This is a genomic window from Gelidibacter salicanalis, assembly GCF_007997285.1.
In the GTDB taxonomy this organism is placed as follows: domain Bacteria; phylum Bacteroidota; class Bacteroidia; order Flavobacteriales; family Flavobacteriaceae; genus Gelidibacter; species Gelidibacter salicanalis.
This window is the reverse complement of sequence record NZ_VORX01000005.1, coordinates 162,608-179,168: the sequence shown is the minus strand read 5'-3', so window position 1 is coordinate 179,168 and position 16,561 is coordinate 162,608. Positions and strand designations below refer to the sequence as shown.

At 37.0% G+C, this 16,561-nt stretch carries 22 protein-coding genes; 2 read left to right on the top strand and 20 right to left on the bottom strand.

The window, feature by feature from the left end; genetic code table 11:
• Nucleotide 1 precedes the first annotated feature (1 nt).
• The 20 genes from rplF to rpsL all read right to left on the bottom strand — a co-directional run bounded on the left by rplF (nt 2) and on the right by rpsL (nt 11,118).
• Nucleotides 2–544 carry a 50S ribosomal protein L6 gene (rplF, locus tag ES711_RS11825; RefSeq protein WP_146893510.1) on the bottom strand — a complete coding sequence of 181 codons (543 nt, stop codon included), beginning with the start codon at nt 542–544 and terminating at the stop codon, nt 2–4.
• A 12-nt stretch (nt 545–556) separates the two neighbouring features.
• Entirely contained in the window at nt 557–955 is a 399-nt protein-coding gene (gene rpsH, locus ES711_RS11820) for a 30S ribosomal protein S8 (protein ID WP_133758898.1), read from the bottom strand.
• 168 nt (nt 956–1,123) lie between these two features.
• A complete protein-coding gene (gene rpsN / locus ES711_RS11815; RefSeq protein ID WP_027126044.1) occupies nt 1,124–1,393 on the bottom strand; it encodes a 30S ribosomal protein S14 in 270 nt (89 codons plus the stop codon).
• Between the two features lie 3 nt (nt 1,394–1,396).
• Nucleotides 1,397–1,948, bottom strand: a complete 552-nt coding sequence (rplE, locus tag ES711_RS11810; RefSeq protein WP_146893509.1) for a 50S ribosomal protein L5 — start codon at nt 1,946–1,948, stop codon at nt 1,397–1,399.
• 2 nt (nt 1,949–1,950) lie between these two features.
• Entirely contained in the window at nt 1,951–2,262 is a 312-nt protein-coding gene (gene rplX, locus ES711_RS11805; protein WP_133758900.1) for a 50S ribosomal protein L24, read from the bottom strand.
• Between the two features lie 11 nt (nt 2,263–2,273).
• Entirely contained in the window at nt 2,274–2,642 is a 369-nt protein-coding gene (rplN, locus tag ES711_RS11800; protein WP_027126041.1) for a 50S ribosomal protein L14, read from the bottom strand.
• Between the two features lie 2 nt (nt 2,643–2,644).
• The gene (gene rpsQ / locus ES711_RS11795; protein ID WP_133758902.1) at nt 2,645–2,902 is read right to left on the bottom strand and encodes a 30S ribosomal protein S17; all 258 of its coding nucleotides are present in this window, start codon (nt 2,900–2,902) and stop codon (nt 2,645–2,647) included.
• An 18-nt stretch (nt 2,903–2,920) separates the two neighbouring features.
• Nucleotides 2,921–3,112, bottom strand: coding sequence for a 50S ribosomal protein L29 (rpmC, locus tag ES711_RS11790; RefSeq protein WP_027126039.1), 192 nt, complete (start codon nt 3,110–3,112; stop codon nt 2,921–2,923).
• Nucleotides 3,113–3,125: 13 nt separating this feature from the next.
• Nucleotides 3,126–3,551, bottom strand: a complete 426-nt coding sequence (gene rplP, locus ES711_RS11785; protein WP_146893508.1) for a 50S ribosomal protein L16 — start codon at nt 3,549–3,551, stop codon at nt 3,126–3,128.
• A 19-nt stretch (nt 3,552–3,570) separates the two neighbouring features.
• The gene (gene rpsC / locus ES711_RS11780; protein WP_146893507.1) at nt 3,571–4,305 is read right to left on the bottom strand and encodes a 30S ribosomal protein S3; all 735 of its coding nucleotides are present in this window, start codon (nt 4,303–4,305) and stop codon (nt 3,571–3,573) included.
• Nucleotides 4,306–4,313: 8 nt separating this feature from the next.
• The gene (gene rplV / locus ES711_RS11775) at nt 4,314–4,721 is read right to left on the bottom strand and encodes a 50S ribosomal protein L22 (RefSeq protein WP_027126036.1); all 408 of its coding nucleotides are present in this window, start codon (nt 4,719–4,721) and stop codon (nt 4,314–4,316) included.
• Between the two features lie 8 nt (nt 4,722–4,729).
• A complete protein-coding gene (gene rpsS, locus ES711_RS11770) occupies nt 4,730–5,008 on the bottom strand; it encodes a 30S ribosomal protein S19 (RefSeq protein ID WP_133758905.1) in 279 nt (92 codons plus the stop codon).
• 10 nt (nt 5,009–5,018) lie between these two features.
• A complete protein-coding gene (gene rplB / locus ES711_RS11765) occupies nt 5,019–5,846 on the bottom strand; it encodes a 50S ribosomal protein L2 (protein WP_146893506.1) in 828 nt (275 codons plus the stop codon).
• Nucleotides 5,847–5,856: 10 nt separating this feature from the next.
• Nucleotides 5,857–6,147, bottom strand: a complete 291-nt coding sequence (gene rplW / locus ES711_RS11760; RefSeq protein WP_146893505.1) for a 50S ribosomal protein L23 — start codon at nt 6,145–6,147, stop codon at nt 5,857–5,859.
• A 6-nt stretch (nt 6,148–6,153) separates the two neighbouring features.
• Nucleotides 6,154–6,783: a 50S ribosomal protein L4 gene (rplD, locus tag ES711_RS11755; protein ID WP_146893504.1), complete on the bottom strand. Its 630-nt coding sequence runs from the start codon at nt 6,781–6,783 to the stop codon at nt 6,154–6,156.
• A complete protein-coding gene (gene rplC, locus ES711_RS11750) occupies nt 6,783–7,400 on the bottom strand; it encodes a 50S ribosomal protein L3 (RefSeq protein ID WP_146893503.1) in 618 nt (205 codons plus the stop codon). The genes rplD and rplC overlap by 1 nt, the downstream gene beginning before the upstream one ends.
• 339 nt (nt 7,401–7,739) lie before the next feature.
• Nucleotides 7,740–8,045 carry a 30S ribosomal protein S10 gene (gene rpsJ / locus ES711_RS11745; RefSeq protein ID WP_066436369.1) on the bottom strand — a complete coding sequence of 102 codons (306 nt, stop codon included), beginning with the start codon at nt 8,043–8,045 and terminating at the stop codon, nt 7,740–7,742.
• A gap of 11 nt (nt 8,046–8,056) precedes the next feature.
• Nucleotides 8,057–10,183, bottom strand: a complete 2,127-nt coding sequence (gene fusA, locus ES711_RS11740) for an elongation factor G (protein ID WP_146893502.1) — start codon at nt 10,181–10,183, stop codon at nt 8,057–8,059.
• 3 nt (nt 10,184–10,186) lie between these two features.
• Nucleotides 10,187–10,663 (bottom strand): 30S ribosomal protein S7, encoded by a 477-nt coding sequence (rpsG, locus tag ES711_RS11735; protein WP_133758911.1) that lies wholly within the window; start codon nt 10,661–10,663, stop codon nt 10,187–10,189.
• 80 nt (nt 10,664–10,743) lie between these two features.
• The gene (rpsL, locus tag ES711_RS11730) at nt 10,744–11,118 is read right to left on the bottom strand and encodes a 30S ribosomal protein S12 (RefSeq protein ID WP_146893501.1); all 375 of its coding nucleotides are present in this window, start codon (nt 11,116–11,118) and stop codon (nt 10,744–10,746) included.
• Between the two features lie 174 nt (nt 11,119–11,292).
• Between rpsL and ES711_RS11725 the strand changes: the two genes are divergently transcribed.
• Both ES711_RS11725 and ES711_RS11720 read left to right on the top strand, forming a co-directional pair.
• Nucleotides 11,293–12,978, top strand: a complete 1,686-nt coding sequence (locus tag ES711_RS11725; RefSeq protein ID WP_246139188.1) for a POTRA domain-containing protein — start codon at nt 11,293–11,295, stop codon at nt 12,976–12,978.
• Nucleotides 12,979–13,312: 334 nt separating this feature from the next.
• On the top strand, nt 13,313–16,552 hold the full coding sequence (locus tag ES711_RS11720) for a SusC/RagA family TonB-linked outer membrane protein (RefSeq protein ID WP_146893500.1): 3,240 nt from the start codon (nt 13,313–13,315) through the stop codon (nt 16,550–16,552).
• Nucleotides 16,553–16,561 lie beyond the last annotated feature (9 nt).

Below are 16,561 nucleotides of genomic sequence, written 5' to 3'. Positions count from 1 at the left end.
ATTATGCTGATTTACCTGCTTTTCTTCTTAATACTTCTCCAACAAACTTGATACCTTTTCCTTTGTAAGGTTCAGGTTTTCTATAGCCGCGAATCTTAGCTGCCACTTGACCAACCAATTGTTTGTCATGTGAAGTTAATTTTACGATTGGATTCTTTCCTTTTTCAGAAATAGTCTCCACTGTAACTTCTGGAGCAACTTCTAATACAATATTATGAGAAAACCCTAAGGCTAAATCTAATTTTTGTCCTTGGTTTGAAGCTCTATAACCAACACCAACCAATTCTAATTGCTTGGTCCAGCCTTGAGATACTCCTTCAACCATATTCTTTACCAATGATCTGTAAAGACCATGGTTAGTTCTTGCTTCTTTACTATCTGATGGACGTGCCACTGACACTTCACCATCTTTTACAGTAATTTCAACACTTTCGAATTTCTGACTCAACTCACCCAATTTACCTTTTACAGTAATTACGTTGTCTTTGACGTCTATTGTAACCCCTTCAGGGATTGCTACTGGATTATTTCCTATTCTTGACATATCTCTCCTTTTTTAGTAAACGTAGCACAATAATTCACCACCAACATTCTCTTTATGCGCTTGCTTTCCTGTCATTACTCCGTGAGAAGTTGATACGATTGCAATTCCAAGTCCGTTAAGGATTCTTGGCATCTCGCTAGAGCTTGCATATTTACGTAAACCTGGTTTACTTAATCTTTGAATTTTTCTGATGACAGGCTCTTTAGTCTCTTTGTTGTATTTAAGCGCTATCTTGATAGTGCCTTGTACTGAAGAGTCATCAAACTTGTAACTTAAAATATATCCTTGGTCGAATAATATTTTAGTGATTTCTTTTTTCAGATTTGATGCAGGAATCTCGACAACTCTATGGTTGGCCATTACTGCATTTCTAACGCGTGTTAGATAATCTGCGATTGGATCTGTATTCATTTATATTAAATTGCGGACGTGGTTTTTGGTTCTCCCCAAACCTACATCCAGTTCATACTTTTAATTGAGATGCAAACATAAAATCTTAAACATCTACATAGATGCGAAATGTCGCATCTTTACAACGCGATCAATCGCGTTATATCAGAAACACAAGGTATTGCGTTTCTACCAGGATGCTTTTCTAACTCCTGGGATCAAACCTTGGTTTGCCATTTCGCGCAACATTACACGAGAGATTCCAAAGATACGCACGTATCCTCTTGGTCTTCCGGTCAATTTACAACGGTTGTGCAAACGTACTGGTGAAGCATTTCTTGGTAATTTTTGTAGTGCTTCGTAATCGCCAGCTTCTTTTAAAGCTTTGCGTTTGTCAGCATACTTATCTACCATTTTTTGTCTCTTCACCTCACGGGCTTTCATTGATTCTTTAGCCATATCTTAGTTCTTTTGAAAAGGTAAACCCAATTCTGTTAATAGCGATTTTGCTTCTTTATCTGTAGGAGCCGTCGTGACAAAGGTAATATCCATTCCTGAAATATTGTTAACTTTATCAATATCTATTTCTGGAAAGATAATTTGCTCAACAATACCTAAGTTGTAGTTTCCTCTTCCGTCAAAGCCAGTAGCTTTAATACCGTTAAAGTCTCTTACACGAGGTAACGCTGAAGTTACCAAACGGTCTAAGAACTCATACATTTGCTCACCGCGTAATGTTACTCTTGCACCAATTGGCATACCTTTACGTAATTTGAACGTTGCGATATCTTTCTTAGACAATGTTGCTACAGCTTTTTGACCAGAAATTTTGGTCAATTCATCCACAGCGTGGTCTACTAATTTTTTATCGGCAACTGCAGCACCAACTCCTTTAGATATTACTATCTTTTGAAGTTTAGGAACTTGCATTACGTTTTTATATCCGAATTCTTCTGTAAGAGCAGAAACTACTTTGTCCTTGTACTCTTGTTTTAATCTTGGAATATAAGCCATAACTAAATTACTTCATTTGATTTTTTAGAAAATCTCACTTTTTTATCGCCTTCCATTCTATAACCAACACGGGTGGTTTCACCTTTACCACTTAAAAGTGATAAATTGGAAATATGAATAGGCGCTTCTTTCTCTACAATGCCACCTTGTGGGCTTTGTGCACTTGGTTTAGTATGTTTCTTAACCATGTTCACGCCTTCAACGATCGCTTTGTTCTTATCTTTTAAGATCTTTACAACTTTACCTTCTGTACCTTTATGGTCTCCAGCTATTACTTGTACTGTATCTCCCGATTTTATTTTAAACTTTGTCATCTTATTAGTCATTAAAGCACTTCAGGTGCTAATGATACAATTTTCATGAATTGCTTGTCACGAAGTTCTCTTGCAACAGGTCCAAAAACACGTGTGCCTCTCATTTCTCCTTGCGGATTTAAAAGTACACAAGCATTGTCATCAAATCTGATATAAGATCCGTCAGGACGTCTTACCTCCTTTTTGGTACGTACAACAACGGCTGTAGAAACAGCACCTTTCTTGATGTTACCATTAGGTGTTGCATCTTTTACAGAAACAACTATCTTGTCGCCTACAGAAGCATATCTTCTTTTAGTACCACCTAAAACGCGGATAGTCAAAACTTCCTTCGCTCCAGTGTTATCAGCTACTTTTAATCTTGATTCTTGTTGTAACATAATTACTTCGCTCTTTCAATTATTTCTACTAATCTCCAACTTTTAGATTTACTTAAAGGTCGTGTTTCCATGATCTTTACTGTATCTCCAATGTTACAGTCATTTGTCTCATCGTGTGCAACGTATTTTTTCGTTTTCAACACGAATTTACCATACATAGGGTGTTTTACTTTCTTAACTTCAGAAACCACAATTGATTTCATCATTTTGTTACTGGTAACAATCCCTATACGTTCTTTTCTTAAATTTCTTTTTTCCATCTTTCAGCGGAATACAAATTATTGTACTTCTCTTTTAGTTAATTCGGTTGCAATTCTTGCTACAGAACGTCTCACGTTGCGTAATTGAATCGGATTTTCTAAAGGCGAGATAGCATGTGCCATATTCAGGTCAGCATAACTCTTTTTAGTTTCACCTAACTTATCTTGTAATTCAGCTGTAGAAAGCTGTTTAATTTCTGATTGCTTCATAATATCTTATGTATTAAGCTTCGTAATCTCTAGCGATTAAGAATTTTGTTTTTACAGGTAATTTTTGTGCTGCCAAACGTAATGCTTCTTTAGCAACGTCTAATGGCACGCCACCTACTTCAAACATAATTCTACCTGGTTTCACTACAGCTACCCAATATTCTACAGCACCTTTACCTTTACCCATACGTACTTCAAGAGGCTTTTTGGTAATAGGCTTGTCCGGAAATATTTTGATCCAAAGTTGCCCTTCTCTTTTCATAAAACGTGTAGCTGCAATACGAGCTGCCTCTATTTGACGAGATGTTAAAAACATTCCCGTTTCGTGTACTGATTTAATACCAAACATTCCGTTGGAAAGTTCTGTACCTCTACCAGCATTTCCTTTCATGCGGCCTTTTTGCTGCTTACGGAATTTTGTCTTTCTAGGTTGTAACATTTTTCTTTAACTTTAAAAATTACTTTCTACGACGGGACTTATTAGCGTTCCCACCACGTCTTGGTGCTTCAGACCCTCCTTTGCCACCTTGCTTTTTGGATAAACCAACAAGCGGGGAAAGATCTCTTTTACCATAAACTTCACCTTTCATAATCCACACTTTAACACCCAGTCTACCATAAGTAGTATGTGCCTCAACTAAAGCATAGTCAATATCGGCTCTAAACGTTGATAATGGAATTCTTCCTTCTTTGTAGTGTTCAGAACGTGCCATTTCAGCTCCGTTTAAACGACCACTAATTTGAATCTTGATCCCTTCAGCATTCATACGCATTGTTGCAGCAATTGCCATTTTGATGGCACGTCTGTAAGAAATACGATTCTCGATTTGACGAGCAACGCTAGATGCAACTAAAAATGCATCCAATTCTGGTCTCTTAATCTCGAAGATGTTCAATTGAACTTCCTTATCTGTAATTTTCTTAAGCTCTTCTTTTAACTTGTCTACCTCTTGACCACCTTTACCGATAATGATACCAGGTCTTGCAGTTGTGATAGTAACGGTTACAAGTTTAAGCGTACGCTCAATAATTACTCTTGACACACTTGCTTTAGATAAACGAGCGTGAACATATTTTCTAATCTTATCGTCTTCAGCAAGTTTATCTCCATAATCATTGCCACCGTACCAGTTAGATTCCCATCCTCTGATAATTCCTAAACGATTTCCGATTGGATTTGTCTTTTGTCCCATATCTCTATTTAAGCTTGTGTGTTATTGTTTGCTCCAATAACCACGGTAACGTGGTTAGAACGTTTTCTAATTCTGTGTGCACGACCTTGAGGTGCAGGGCGTAGTCTCTTCAACATTGCGCCACCGTCTACTCTGATCTCTTTAACGAACAAGTCAGCATCTTCAATGCTTGCATCTTCATTTTTTGCTTGCCAATTGGCAATTGCTGAAAGCACCAACTTCTCTAAACGACGAGATGCTTCTTTTGGGCTAAATCTTAAGATATTTAGAGCCATTTCAGCTTTTTGTCCTCTTACCAAATCCGCAACTAAGCGCATTTTTCTCGGTGATGTAGGACAGTTATTAAGCTTAGCAAAAGCGATGTGCTTTTTTTCTTCCTTAATAGCGTCTGCCATTTGTTTTTTACGACTTCCCATAGCTCTACTTATTTTTTACCTTTATTTTTAGCACCAGCGTGACCTCTAAAAGATCGTGTTGGTGAAAATTCTCCTAATTTGTGACCTACCATGTTCTCAGTTACAAAAACTGGTACAAATTGACGACCATTGTGAACAGCAATTGTTTGTCCAACAAAATCAGGTGAAATCATAGAGGCTCTTGACCACGTTTTGATAACCGTCTTTTTGTTTGAAGCTACATTGTCTTCAACTTTTTTACTCAATTTATAATGGATGTAAGGTCCTTTTTTTAATGAACGTGCCATATTATCTCAATTATTTCTTTCTACGTTCTACAATATATTTATTACTCGCTTTTGTTTTAGAACGGGTTCTATAACCTTTAGCAGGTATACCATTTCTAGAACGTGGATGACCACCTGAAGACTTACCTTCACCACCACCCATTGGGTGATCGACAGGGTTCATAACTACTGGTCTTGTACGTGGACGTCTACCTAACCATCTTGATCTACCTGCTTTACCAGATACGGTCAATTGATGATCAGAGTTAGATACCGCTCCAATTGTTGCCATACACTCTACAAGTACCAAACGTGTTTCACCAGAAGGTAATTTAATAGATGCAAATTTTCCATCTCTCGCCATTAACTGTGCGAATGAACCAGCACTTCTTGCCATAATTGCTCCTTGTCCAGGACGCAACTCAATACAAGAAATAATAGTTCCTAATGGAACGTGTTTTAAAAGCATTGCATTTCCAATTTCTGGAGCAATCCCTTCAGCACCTGAAACTACTGTTTGCCCAACTTGTAAACCATTTTGAGCAATCATGTAGCGTTTTTCACCATCTTGATAGTTCAATAAAGCGATAAATGCTGTTCTGTTTGGATCGTACTCGATTGTTGCAACTTCAGCTGGAATTCCAGTTTTGTTACGTTTGAAATCGATTACACGATACTTTCTTTTATGACCACCACCAATATAGCGCATGGTCATTTTTCCTTGACTGTTTCTACCACCAGATCTTTTGTTCGGAACGAGTAAACTCTTTTCCGGCTTATCAGTAGTAATGGCGTCAAATCCATTAACTACTCTAAATCGCTGACCTGCTGTGATCGGTTTTAATTTTCTTACTGACATTTGTCTTTAATTACATGTTAGTGTATAAATCAATTGATTCACCTTCCGCCAGTTGTACAATTGCTTTTTTAACAGCATTTGTTTTACCATTCTGAATACCTGTCTTTGTGTGACGGGTTCTTCTATCTGGACGGACATTTATAGTGCGAACTTTTTCAACGGAAACGCCATAAGCAGCTTCCACCGCTTTTTTTATTTCAACCTTGTTCGCCTTCGTATTCACTTGGAAGCTATAGCAGTTATTTAACTCGCTATTAGCTGTCGCTTTTTCAGTGATTATAGGTTTAATTAAGATGCTCATGTTTCCTTATTTACTTAAATTCGTTTCAATTCCTTCTAAAGCACTCTCTAGAAGAACTAGTTTATTTGCATTTAAAATTTTGTAAGTGCTTAATTCTGAGTTCATTACAACATCAGAGCCTTTTAAATTACGTGACGACAAATATACATTATTATTTGAGGCACCCAACACAAACAAAGATTTTTTATTCTCAACACCCAACGCTTTCAATAGGTTAGTGAAGTTTTTGGTCTTTGGAGAATCAAAAGTGATATCTTCTAAAACCACAATCGCATCGTCATTAGCTTTCATTGATAAGGCTGATTTACGCGCTAAACGCTTAAGACCTTTGTTCAATTTGAAGCTATAGTTTCTTGGTCTAGGACCAAACATACGTCCACCACCTTTAAATACACCAGACTTGATAGAACCTGCACGTGCTGTACCGGTACCTTTTTGTTTCTTGATCTTACGTGTACTTCCAGAGATTTCTGCTCTTTCTTTAGCCTTATGCGTTCCTTGACGTTGGTTAGCAAGATATTGCTTAACGTCTAAGTATACTGCATGATTATTAGGCTCAATAGCAAACACATCTGCAGAAAGTTCAACCTCTCTACCTGTGCTTTTTCCGTTTATATCTACAACTGCTACTTTCATTATTTCTGAATAATTACATAAGAATTTTTATGACCAGGAACACATCCTTTTACCACCAATAAGTTCTTTTCAGGAACTATTTTGTAAATTCTTAAATTTTCAACATTAACTCTTTCGCCACCCATTCTTCCGGCCATCTTCATTCCTTTAAATACTCTTGCAGGATATGAAGCCGCACCAATAGAACCAGGAGCTCTTAAACGGTTATGCTGACCATGCGTAGCTTGACCAACTCCACCAAAACCATGACGTTTTACAACCCCTTGGAATCCTTTTCCTTTAGATGTACCAGCAATATCAACAAATTCACCTTCAATGAAATGTTCTACTGTAATAGCATCACCCAATTTGTAATCTTCTCCAAACCCTTGGAATTCAACGACTTTTCTTTTAACAGAAGTACCGGCTTTCTTAGCATGACCTGCTTCAGCTTTAGTGGCGCTTTTCTCTGTCTTGTCATCGAAACCAAGTTGAAGAGCACTATACCCGTCAACCTCTTCGGTTCTGACTTGGGTAACGATACATGGACCTGCTTCAATAACGGTACACGGAATATTTTTTCCGTTCTCGTCGTAGATACTGGTCATACCGATTTTTTTTCCAATTAACCCAGACATAAATATTAATTTGTTTGTTATGGACACTTCACGACGTTGTCCGCTTTGTTTTTTAGATAGATAATCCGTGAGTTACCTATATTTTTTAAAATATTCAGGGCCGAAAATACTTCAGCCCTGAATGTATTTTTACCGTTTTTCCCTCGCACGCAGCTCGGGACATGTTGAGACACATAATTATGTGTTTCTGATTGTTTGTACAGACGTAAAATTTTGCGTCTATGCGATTTGTGGAGACGCAAAATTTTGCATCAATGCCATTTGTGGAGACGCAAAATTTTGCATCAATGCCATTTGTGGAGACGCATGATTATGCGTCTCTACCACATATCTTTTGATCTATACCTTGATTTCTACTTCTACACCACTTGGCAACTCCAATTTCATTAGAGCATCAATTGTTTTTGATGAAGAACTATAGATGTCCAAAAGTCTTTTGTAAGAACTTAATTGGAACTGCTCTCTAGCTTTCTTGTTAACGTGTGGAGAACGTAAAACCGTAAAGATTTTCTTATTTGTTGGCAAAGGAATTGGACCAGTTACAACTGCACCCGTACTTTTTACCGTTTTAACAATCTTATCAGCAGACTTGTCCACCAACATGTGATCGTAAGATTTTAGTTTTATTCTGATTTTTTGACTCATTTTCTTAAAATTTAAGCTTCGATGCCTTTTGCTGCTTTAATCACTTCTTCAGATATGTTTGAAGGCGTTTCAGCATAATGTGAAAATTCCATTGTTGATGTCGCACGACCTGAAGATAATGTTCTTAATGTGGTTACATATCCAAACATTTCAGATAATGGTACAGTTGCTTTTACAGTTTTTGCACCAGCTCTATCACCCATATCAGTCATTTGACCTCTTCTTCGGTTCAAATCGCCAACAATATCACCCATGTTTTCTTCAGGTGTAATCACCTCAATCTTCATGATTGGTTCCATGATAACGGCTTTTGCAGCTTTCGCAGCATTTTTGAATCCAATTTTTGCAGCCAACTCAAACGATAATTGATCAGAATCCACATCGTGGTAAGATCCATCCGTTAAAGTTACTTTCATTGCATCTACTTCGTAACCTGCCAAAGGACCATTGACCATAGCCATTTTGAATCCTTTTTCAATTGAAGGGATAAATTCTTTAGGAACGTTACCACCTTTAATAGCAGAAACAAACTCTAAACCTGTTTTACCTTCTTCAGCTGGCTCCAATGTAAATTGGATATCCGCAAATTTACCACGACCACCAGATTGTTTTTTGTAAACTTCTCTGTGTTGTGCCGCTCTAGTAATTGCTTCTTTGTATTCTACTTGTGGTGCACCTTGATTCACTTCCACTTTAAATTCGCGACGTAAACGGTCTACGATAATATCTAAGTGAAGCTCACCCATTCCAGAAATAATAGTCTGTCCTGAATTTTCATCTGTACGTGCTGTAAAAGTAGGATCTTCTTCAGCTAATTTTGAAAGCGCCATACCTAATTTGTCAACATCAGCTTTCGTTTTAGGTTCTACCGCGATACCAATTACTGGATCAGGGAAGTTCATTGATTCTAAAACAATTGGATGTTTCTCATCAGACATGGTATCACCAGTCTTAATATCTTTAAATCCAACTGCCGCTCCAATATCTCCTGCTTCAATAAAATCTAAAGCAATTTGTTTGTTAGCGTGCATTTGGTAAATACGAGAAATACGCTCCTTCTTACCTGAACGGTTGTTCAAGATATAAGAACCTGCATCTAAACGACCAGAATAAGCTCTAAAAAATGCTAAACGACCAACAAAAGGATCCGTAGCAATTTTAAATGCTAAAGCAGAAAATGGTTCGTGAACACTTGGTTTACGTCTTTCTTCTTTATCAGTATCAGGATTCACCCCAATCACACTTTCTCTATCCATTGGAGAAGGTAAGTAGCGACAAACGGCATCCAATAAGAATTGAACTCCTTTATTTTTAAATGAAGAACCACATACCATAGGAATGATAGCCATATCCATTACAGCAGCTCTAAGTGCAGCGTGCACTTCTTCTTCTGTAATTGACTCTTCATCTTCCATGAATTTCTCTAGAAGATTTTCGTCATAACTAGCAACCTCTTCAATTAATGCAGCTCTGTATTCACGAACTTCGTCTTTCATGTCTTCTGGTATTGCTACAATATCATAAGTAGCACCAAAATTATCATCATGCCAAACTACGGCTCTATTTCTAACTAAATCAACAATACCTTTAAAGTCTGCCTCGTCTCCGATTGGCAATACAATTGGCACCGCATTAGAACCTAGCATTTCCTTAACTTGTTTGTTAACTTCTAAAAAGTTAGCACCTTGACGGTCCATTTTGTTAACAAAACCAATTCTAGGAACTTTATAATTATCAGCAAGTCTCCAGTTAGTTTCAGATTGTGGCTCAACACCATCAACTGCACTAAACAAGAATACTAAACCATCTAAAACACGTAATGAACGGTTTACCTCTACCGTAAAGTCAACGTGACCTGGAGTATCGATAATATTGAAATGGTAAGATTGTGCATCTTCAGTAGGCTCACCATTTTCTTTTGGAAACGTCCAATCACAAGTAGTTGCTGCAGAAGTAATAGTAATACCTCTTTCAGCTTCTTGCTCCATCCAGTCCATAGTTGATGCGCCTTCGTGAGTCTCACCAATTTTATGGTTTACACCAGTATAAAATAAGATACGTTCTGTAGTTGTTGTTTTCCCAGCATCAATATGTGCTGCAATTCCTATATTTCTTGTAAGTAATAAATCTCTTGCCATATATTAGAATCTAAAGTGTGAGAATGCTTTATTAGCTTCTGCCATTTTATGAGTATCTAAACGCTTTTTAACTGCTGCACCTTCTTCTTTGGCCGCAGCTAAAATTTCAGCAGCAAGTTTTGCTGGCATAGATTTCTCATTTCTTTTACGTGAGTAGCTAATCAACCATTTCATAGCTGTAGATACTTTACGGTCTGGACGAATTTGCATTGGGATTTGAAATGTTGCACCACCTACACGACGACTACGTACTTCTACGTGAGGCATTACGTTAGATAAAGCATCTTTCCATGTTTCCAAGGCTGTTTTTTCTTCGTCAGTTTTTTTTGCTTCTACAATGTCAATAGCATCATAAAATACTTTAAAAGCTACGGACTTCTTACCATCCCACATCATCATATTAACGAAACGAGTTACTAACTGGTCGTTAAAACGTGGATCTGGCAAAAGCGGTCTCTTTTTTGCTGCTCTTTTTCTCATGTCTTCTTTGTTAATTTTAAATCATTAAAATTAATGTCGCACTAATTTGCGTCACTAATCAGATGTAACATGTTACATCTCTACTTTTTAGGGCGTTTTGTTCCGTATTTAGATCTACGTTGCGTTCTACCTGTAACACCTGCGGTATCTAAGGCACCACGTACAATGTGATATCTAACTCCTGGCAAATCTTTTACCCTTCCACCTCTAACCAATACTATCGAGTGTTCCTGTAGATTGTGACCTTCACCTCCGATGTATGCGTTAACTTCGTTTCCGTTTGTTAAACGAACCCTTGCTACCTTACGCATTGCTGAGTTAGGTTTCTTAGGTGTCGTCGTATAAACACGAGTACACACACCACGTCTTTGTGGACACGAATCAAGGGCAACCGATTTACTCTTCTTGGCTATTTTGGTTCTTCCTTTTCGTACTAATTGTGAAATTGTTGGCATATATTTCTATATAAATTTGTTTTACTCCTCGCTTTTGAGGGCTGCAAAGGTAGAAAATAAATTCGCTTATTCAAAAGTAAAATGATTAATTTTCAAATCTTTGCTGAATTATTTAACATTGTACACGTATTCAGTTCTCATTTTCCTTTAACTTTGAATTCCTTAAAGTTCTACATGTCTTTAAAACTATTCTTCCTTTTGTTTGTTTGCGGATGGGTCTCATCTCCAATCCTATTGGCCCAAACCGTGTACTTAAAAGCGGAAGGCACCTCGACAGCAGAAACAAAAATTATTGCCAATCTTAATTATCAATCTTCTTTTAAAAATTATAAAGAGCTCCAAAATGAGTTACAAAACCTTCAAAAAACATTGCACACCATTGGGTATCTAGAAAGCGCTATTGTAGCCATCCAGAAACATCCAGAGAATAATTTTTTGGCATCTTATAATTTAGGCAGGTTATACACAACCGCCCGTATTAATTTTGATGCAGATTTTAACACGTCACATTTAAAATTAGTCAGTACTGCAATTACTAAAACGTATTTTGAGGTGGATGTTTCTACACTCGAATCAACTTTACAACGACTCAATTCTGAAATTATAGCACAAGGCGCCCCATTCTCTACGCTTCACCTTACCAATATCAAAACGGAAGATGGGATGCTTACTGCACAATTGCAAGTTGACCGAAATAAAACTAGAAAAATTGATGCTATTATAGTGAAGGGTTATGAAAAATTCCCCAAATCTTTTATCAAACAGTATTTGAAATTAAAACCAAAGCAGGTTTTTAATTTAAAGGCCATTACTTTAAAAACGGAAGCGTTAGAAAACCTAAGGTTTGCTACACAAATAAAAGCTCCTGAAGTTTTGTTTACAAAAGACTCTACCCTACTCTATATATATGTTGACAAACAAAAGAGCAACACGTTTGACGGTTTTATAGGTTTCGGAACTAACGCTGAAACAAACAAACTTGAATTTGATGGGTATTTAAATCTAAAACTGATCAATACGTTACATTATGGGGAATCTTTTAGAGTGCTCTACAAAAGCGATGAAAATGATCAGAAAACTTTCGATGTCACAGCAAAGCTCCCCTTTTTGTTTGGGTCGCCTATAGGCACGCAATTTGGATTGCATATTTTCAAAAAGGACTCTTCATATATTAGCACATCACAATTTGCGAAAATTGACTACTACATAAATCCTAGAAACGCTGTGACCGTAGGCATCAATGCTGTAAACTCTGCAACACTTTTAGAGGTTCCCATTGTAAACACCACTGATTTTAGATCTCATTTTTATAACCTCAGCTATGTCCATAGCAGGCCACGATTGCAAGACAACCTATTCCCAATACAATTTCTGTTTGAAATATCTGGTGGATTAGGTCAAAGAACCCTTGAAAATTCTGAAACCACACAAACCAAAATCGAACTTACAACTTTTAATATATTTACATTGAATGCGCGCAATAGCGTCTATGCCCATCTGAATGGAGCGCTCTTAAATTCAGAGCAATTTTTAAACAACGAATTGTTTAGGTTTGGCGGCATCAATTCCATCAGAGGTTTTGAAGAGCAAAGTTTGATGGCCAATTTATATACTGTCTTAAATACCGAATACCGGTATAATGTATCCAACACCCTATATGTACATTCCATCATTGATGTTGCTTACTACGAGAATCAAAACAATGTAACCAAAGATAATCTCTTAGGGTTAGGGTTTGGATTTGGCATGCTTACCCAAGCAGGACTTTTTAAACTAAATTACAGCAACGGAAGCTCAAGACAACAGTCCATAAAATTATCTGATTCAAAAGTGCATCTGAGTATATCAGCCTCATTTTAAATAGCACAATTAAAGATCATATTTTGATAAGAAATTCTGTAAAACTAAAAACTGATAGTTATCATGTGCAATAGATTTTAAGACGATTTAACGTTTTATTCACGGAAACTCATAAAATAACCCAACAAAACTAAAAAAGAAATATTCAGGATTTCCTTGACTGTTTTTAGAATAATCAACTGTATTACAAACATTTATATTGTACATATAAATAAATTACGTCACTGTTGCTAGTGGCATTTTGCATGACACGGACAAAATCCACATTGATTTAATTGCTTATTTAACTTATTATTAGCATTTTTACGGTAGGCTAATTCAAATTAATTTAAATATGAAAACAAAGTTTAGTGGAATTCTAACGCTATTACTAGCGTTATTTGTGCAGATATCGTTTGCACAAGAAAAATCAATTTCAGGGATGGTATCAGATAAATCTGGTCTGCCACTTCCTGGGGTTAATATCATTGTAAAAGGCACTGCCACTGGCACGCAAACGGATTTTGATGGTAATTATACCATCACCGCTAAGTCAGGAGATGTGTTATCATTTACATATGTAGGGTTGAAAGCCCAAGAAGTTACCGTGGGTGCTTCTAATACTATTAATGTAACAATGCAAGAAGACGCGTCTGTATTAGACGAAGTTGTTGTGACAGCGCTAGGTATTAAAAGAGAGAAGAAAAGTTTAGGTTATGCTACCCAAGAAGTTAAAGGGGAGGCTGTATCTAACGTGAAAAGTTCAAACTTCGTTAACTCGTTATCCGGTAAGGTTGCTGGTCTAGATATTAAAACATCTGGTACTTTAGGTGGTTCTACCAACGTGGTTATTAGAGGTAACAACTCTATTGCTGGTAACAACCAGGCTTTATTTGTTATTGATGGTGTACCTGTTGATAACAGCAACTCTAACTCTTCTGGTCAAAAATCAGGTAGAGGTGGGTATGATTACGGGAATGCTGCATCAGACATTAACCCTGATGACATTGAGTCTATCAACGTTTTGAAAGGTGCCGCTGCTACAGCGCTTTACGGTTCTCGTGCTTCTAACGGTGTGGTCATGATCACAACTAAAAAAGGTACTTCTAAAAAAGGTGTGGGTGTAACAATCAGCTCTAGTTTAACGATGGGTACTGCTGATTCTTCAACGCTACCAACTTACCAAAAGAAATACGGTGCAGGTTACGGACCATATTATTCTTCTGAGGATGGATATTTTGAATTATTTGATGTTGACGGTGATGGTGTTGATGATCTTATCACTCCATTTACGGAAGATGCATCTTACGGTGGGGCATTTGACCCAAGTTTGATGGTTTACCAATGGAACTCAATCTATCCACAATTGGAAAACACATACCAACAAGCTTCTCCATGGTTAGCAGGTAAAAATGATCCTAACTCGATCTACAAAGCATCTATTACAGCTGTAAACTCTGTATCATTGGATGGTGGAAATGAGACTAGCTCTTTTAGATTAGGTTTCACCAACTTATTACAAGAAGGTAACTTACCGAATAGTAAAATTAAGAGAAACACAATCAACTTCTCTGGATCTCACGATTTAAGTGATAAATTGACTGCGTCAACTACTTTTAACTTCATCAAAACTGATGGTAAAGGTCGTTACGGAACTGGATATAGTTCAAAAAACGTGATGCAACAGTTTAGACAATGGTTCCAAACTAACGTCGATTTCAAAGAACAAGGAGATGCCTATTTTGCGACTGGGGATAACATTACATGGAATCCAAACGGTCCAGATAACTTGAGTCCTATTTATTCAGACAACCCATACTGGACATTTTATGAAAACTATGAGACTGATACCCGTTCTAGATACTTTGGTAACTTTGCCTTAGACTATGAAATAACGGATTGGTTAAGTGTTATGACAAGATTTTCTTATGATAGCTACAGTGAGTTACAAGAAGAAAGAACTAACGTAGGTAGTGCTGATGTATCTGAATATACACGATACAACAATAACGTTGCTGAGTATAACTACGATTTAATGTTCACGTTCAACAAAGATTTATCTGATAAATTAAACTTAGAAGGTAACATAGGAGCTAACATTAGACAAAACAAACAAAATAGTATTTTTGCTGCAACCAACGGTGGTTTAAACTTGGCAGGGCTTTATGCATTGTCTAACAGTGTAAGTCCTATCAACGCTCCTGCTGAATACGATGCAACTAGCATGGTAGACGGTCAATTTGTTCGTGCAAGTTTAGGTTATGACAATTTCGCATATTTAGAAGGATCTTTTAGATCTGATCGATCTTCAACTCTTCCAAAAGACAACAACAGATATGAGTATTTCTCAGTTTCTGGAAGTTTAGTATTCTCTCAATTAATTGATGCTAGATGGTTATCGTTTGGTAAAGTAAGAGCTAATTACGCTGAAGTAGGTAATGACACTAACCCATACAGAGTATTTAATACTTTTGGTATTGGAACCCCTTTTAACGGTAATGGAATCGCTTCTAATCCAGGCGCTCAAGCTAACTTGAACTTATTACCAGAAAGACAAAACAGTTATGAGTTTGGTTTAGAAATGCAATTTGCTGATAGACGTGTTGGGTTTGATGTTTCTTACTATAATACTGAAAACATTAACCAAATTACAGCCATTCCATTATCTACGGCTACTGGTTATACCTCAGCAGTATTAAATGCAGGTACAATTGAAAATAAGGGTGTAGAGGTTCAATTGAACTTAACGCCAATTAAAAGTGAAGATTTCCAGTGGGATATCACAGCTAACTGGTCGAAAAACGAAAGTTTAGTGGTTGAATTGTTGAACGGGATCGACAACTTACAATTAGCTGCCCTACAAGGTGGTATTTCCATCAACGCAACTCCAGGTGAACCTTACGGAACTATCAGAGGAACTGACTTTGTATATACCAACGGTGAAAGAACAGTTAGAACTAACGGCTATTACCAAGCAACTGGCACTAACAATAATGTTATTGGAGATGTCAATCCTGATTGGAAAGGTGGTGTATTTAACAACTTTAAATACAAAAACTTCAACTTCAATTTCTTAATTGACATCCAAAAAGGTGGTGATGTATTCTCATTAGACACATGGTATGGGTATGCTACAGGTCTTTATGACTTTACTGCTGCTAATAACGATCTTGGAAACCCAGTAAGAAACCCAGTAGTTGGTACTCCTGGAAATTATGATGCTACAAGTGGTGGTGTTGTTTTAGCTGGTGTACAAGCTGACGGATCAACAAACAATGTGAGAGCTAGCGCAACTACTTACGGAAATCCTTGGGGTTACGTGAGAACACCAAATGCTGCACACGTTTATGATGCAGGTTATGTAAAGTTACGTGAGGCAAGTTTATCTTACAACCTTAGCCCTAAAGTATTAGAGCAAATGGCATTTACAGGAGTTTCCATCTCACTTATAGGAAGAAACTTATGGATCATTGATAAAAACACACCTTATGCTGATCCTGAAGCAGGTTTAAGTTCTGGTAACGTTCAAGGTTACCAATCAGGTTCTTACCCTTCTATTAGAGAAATAGGTGCAAGTCTTAAACTACAGTTTTAAATAAAAAAA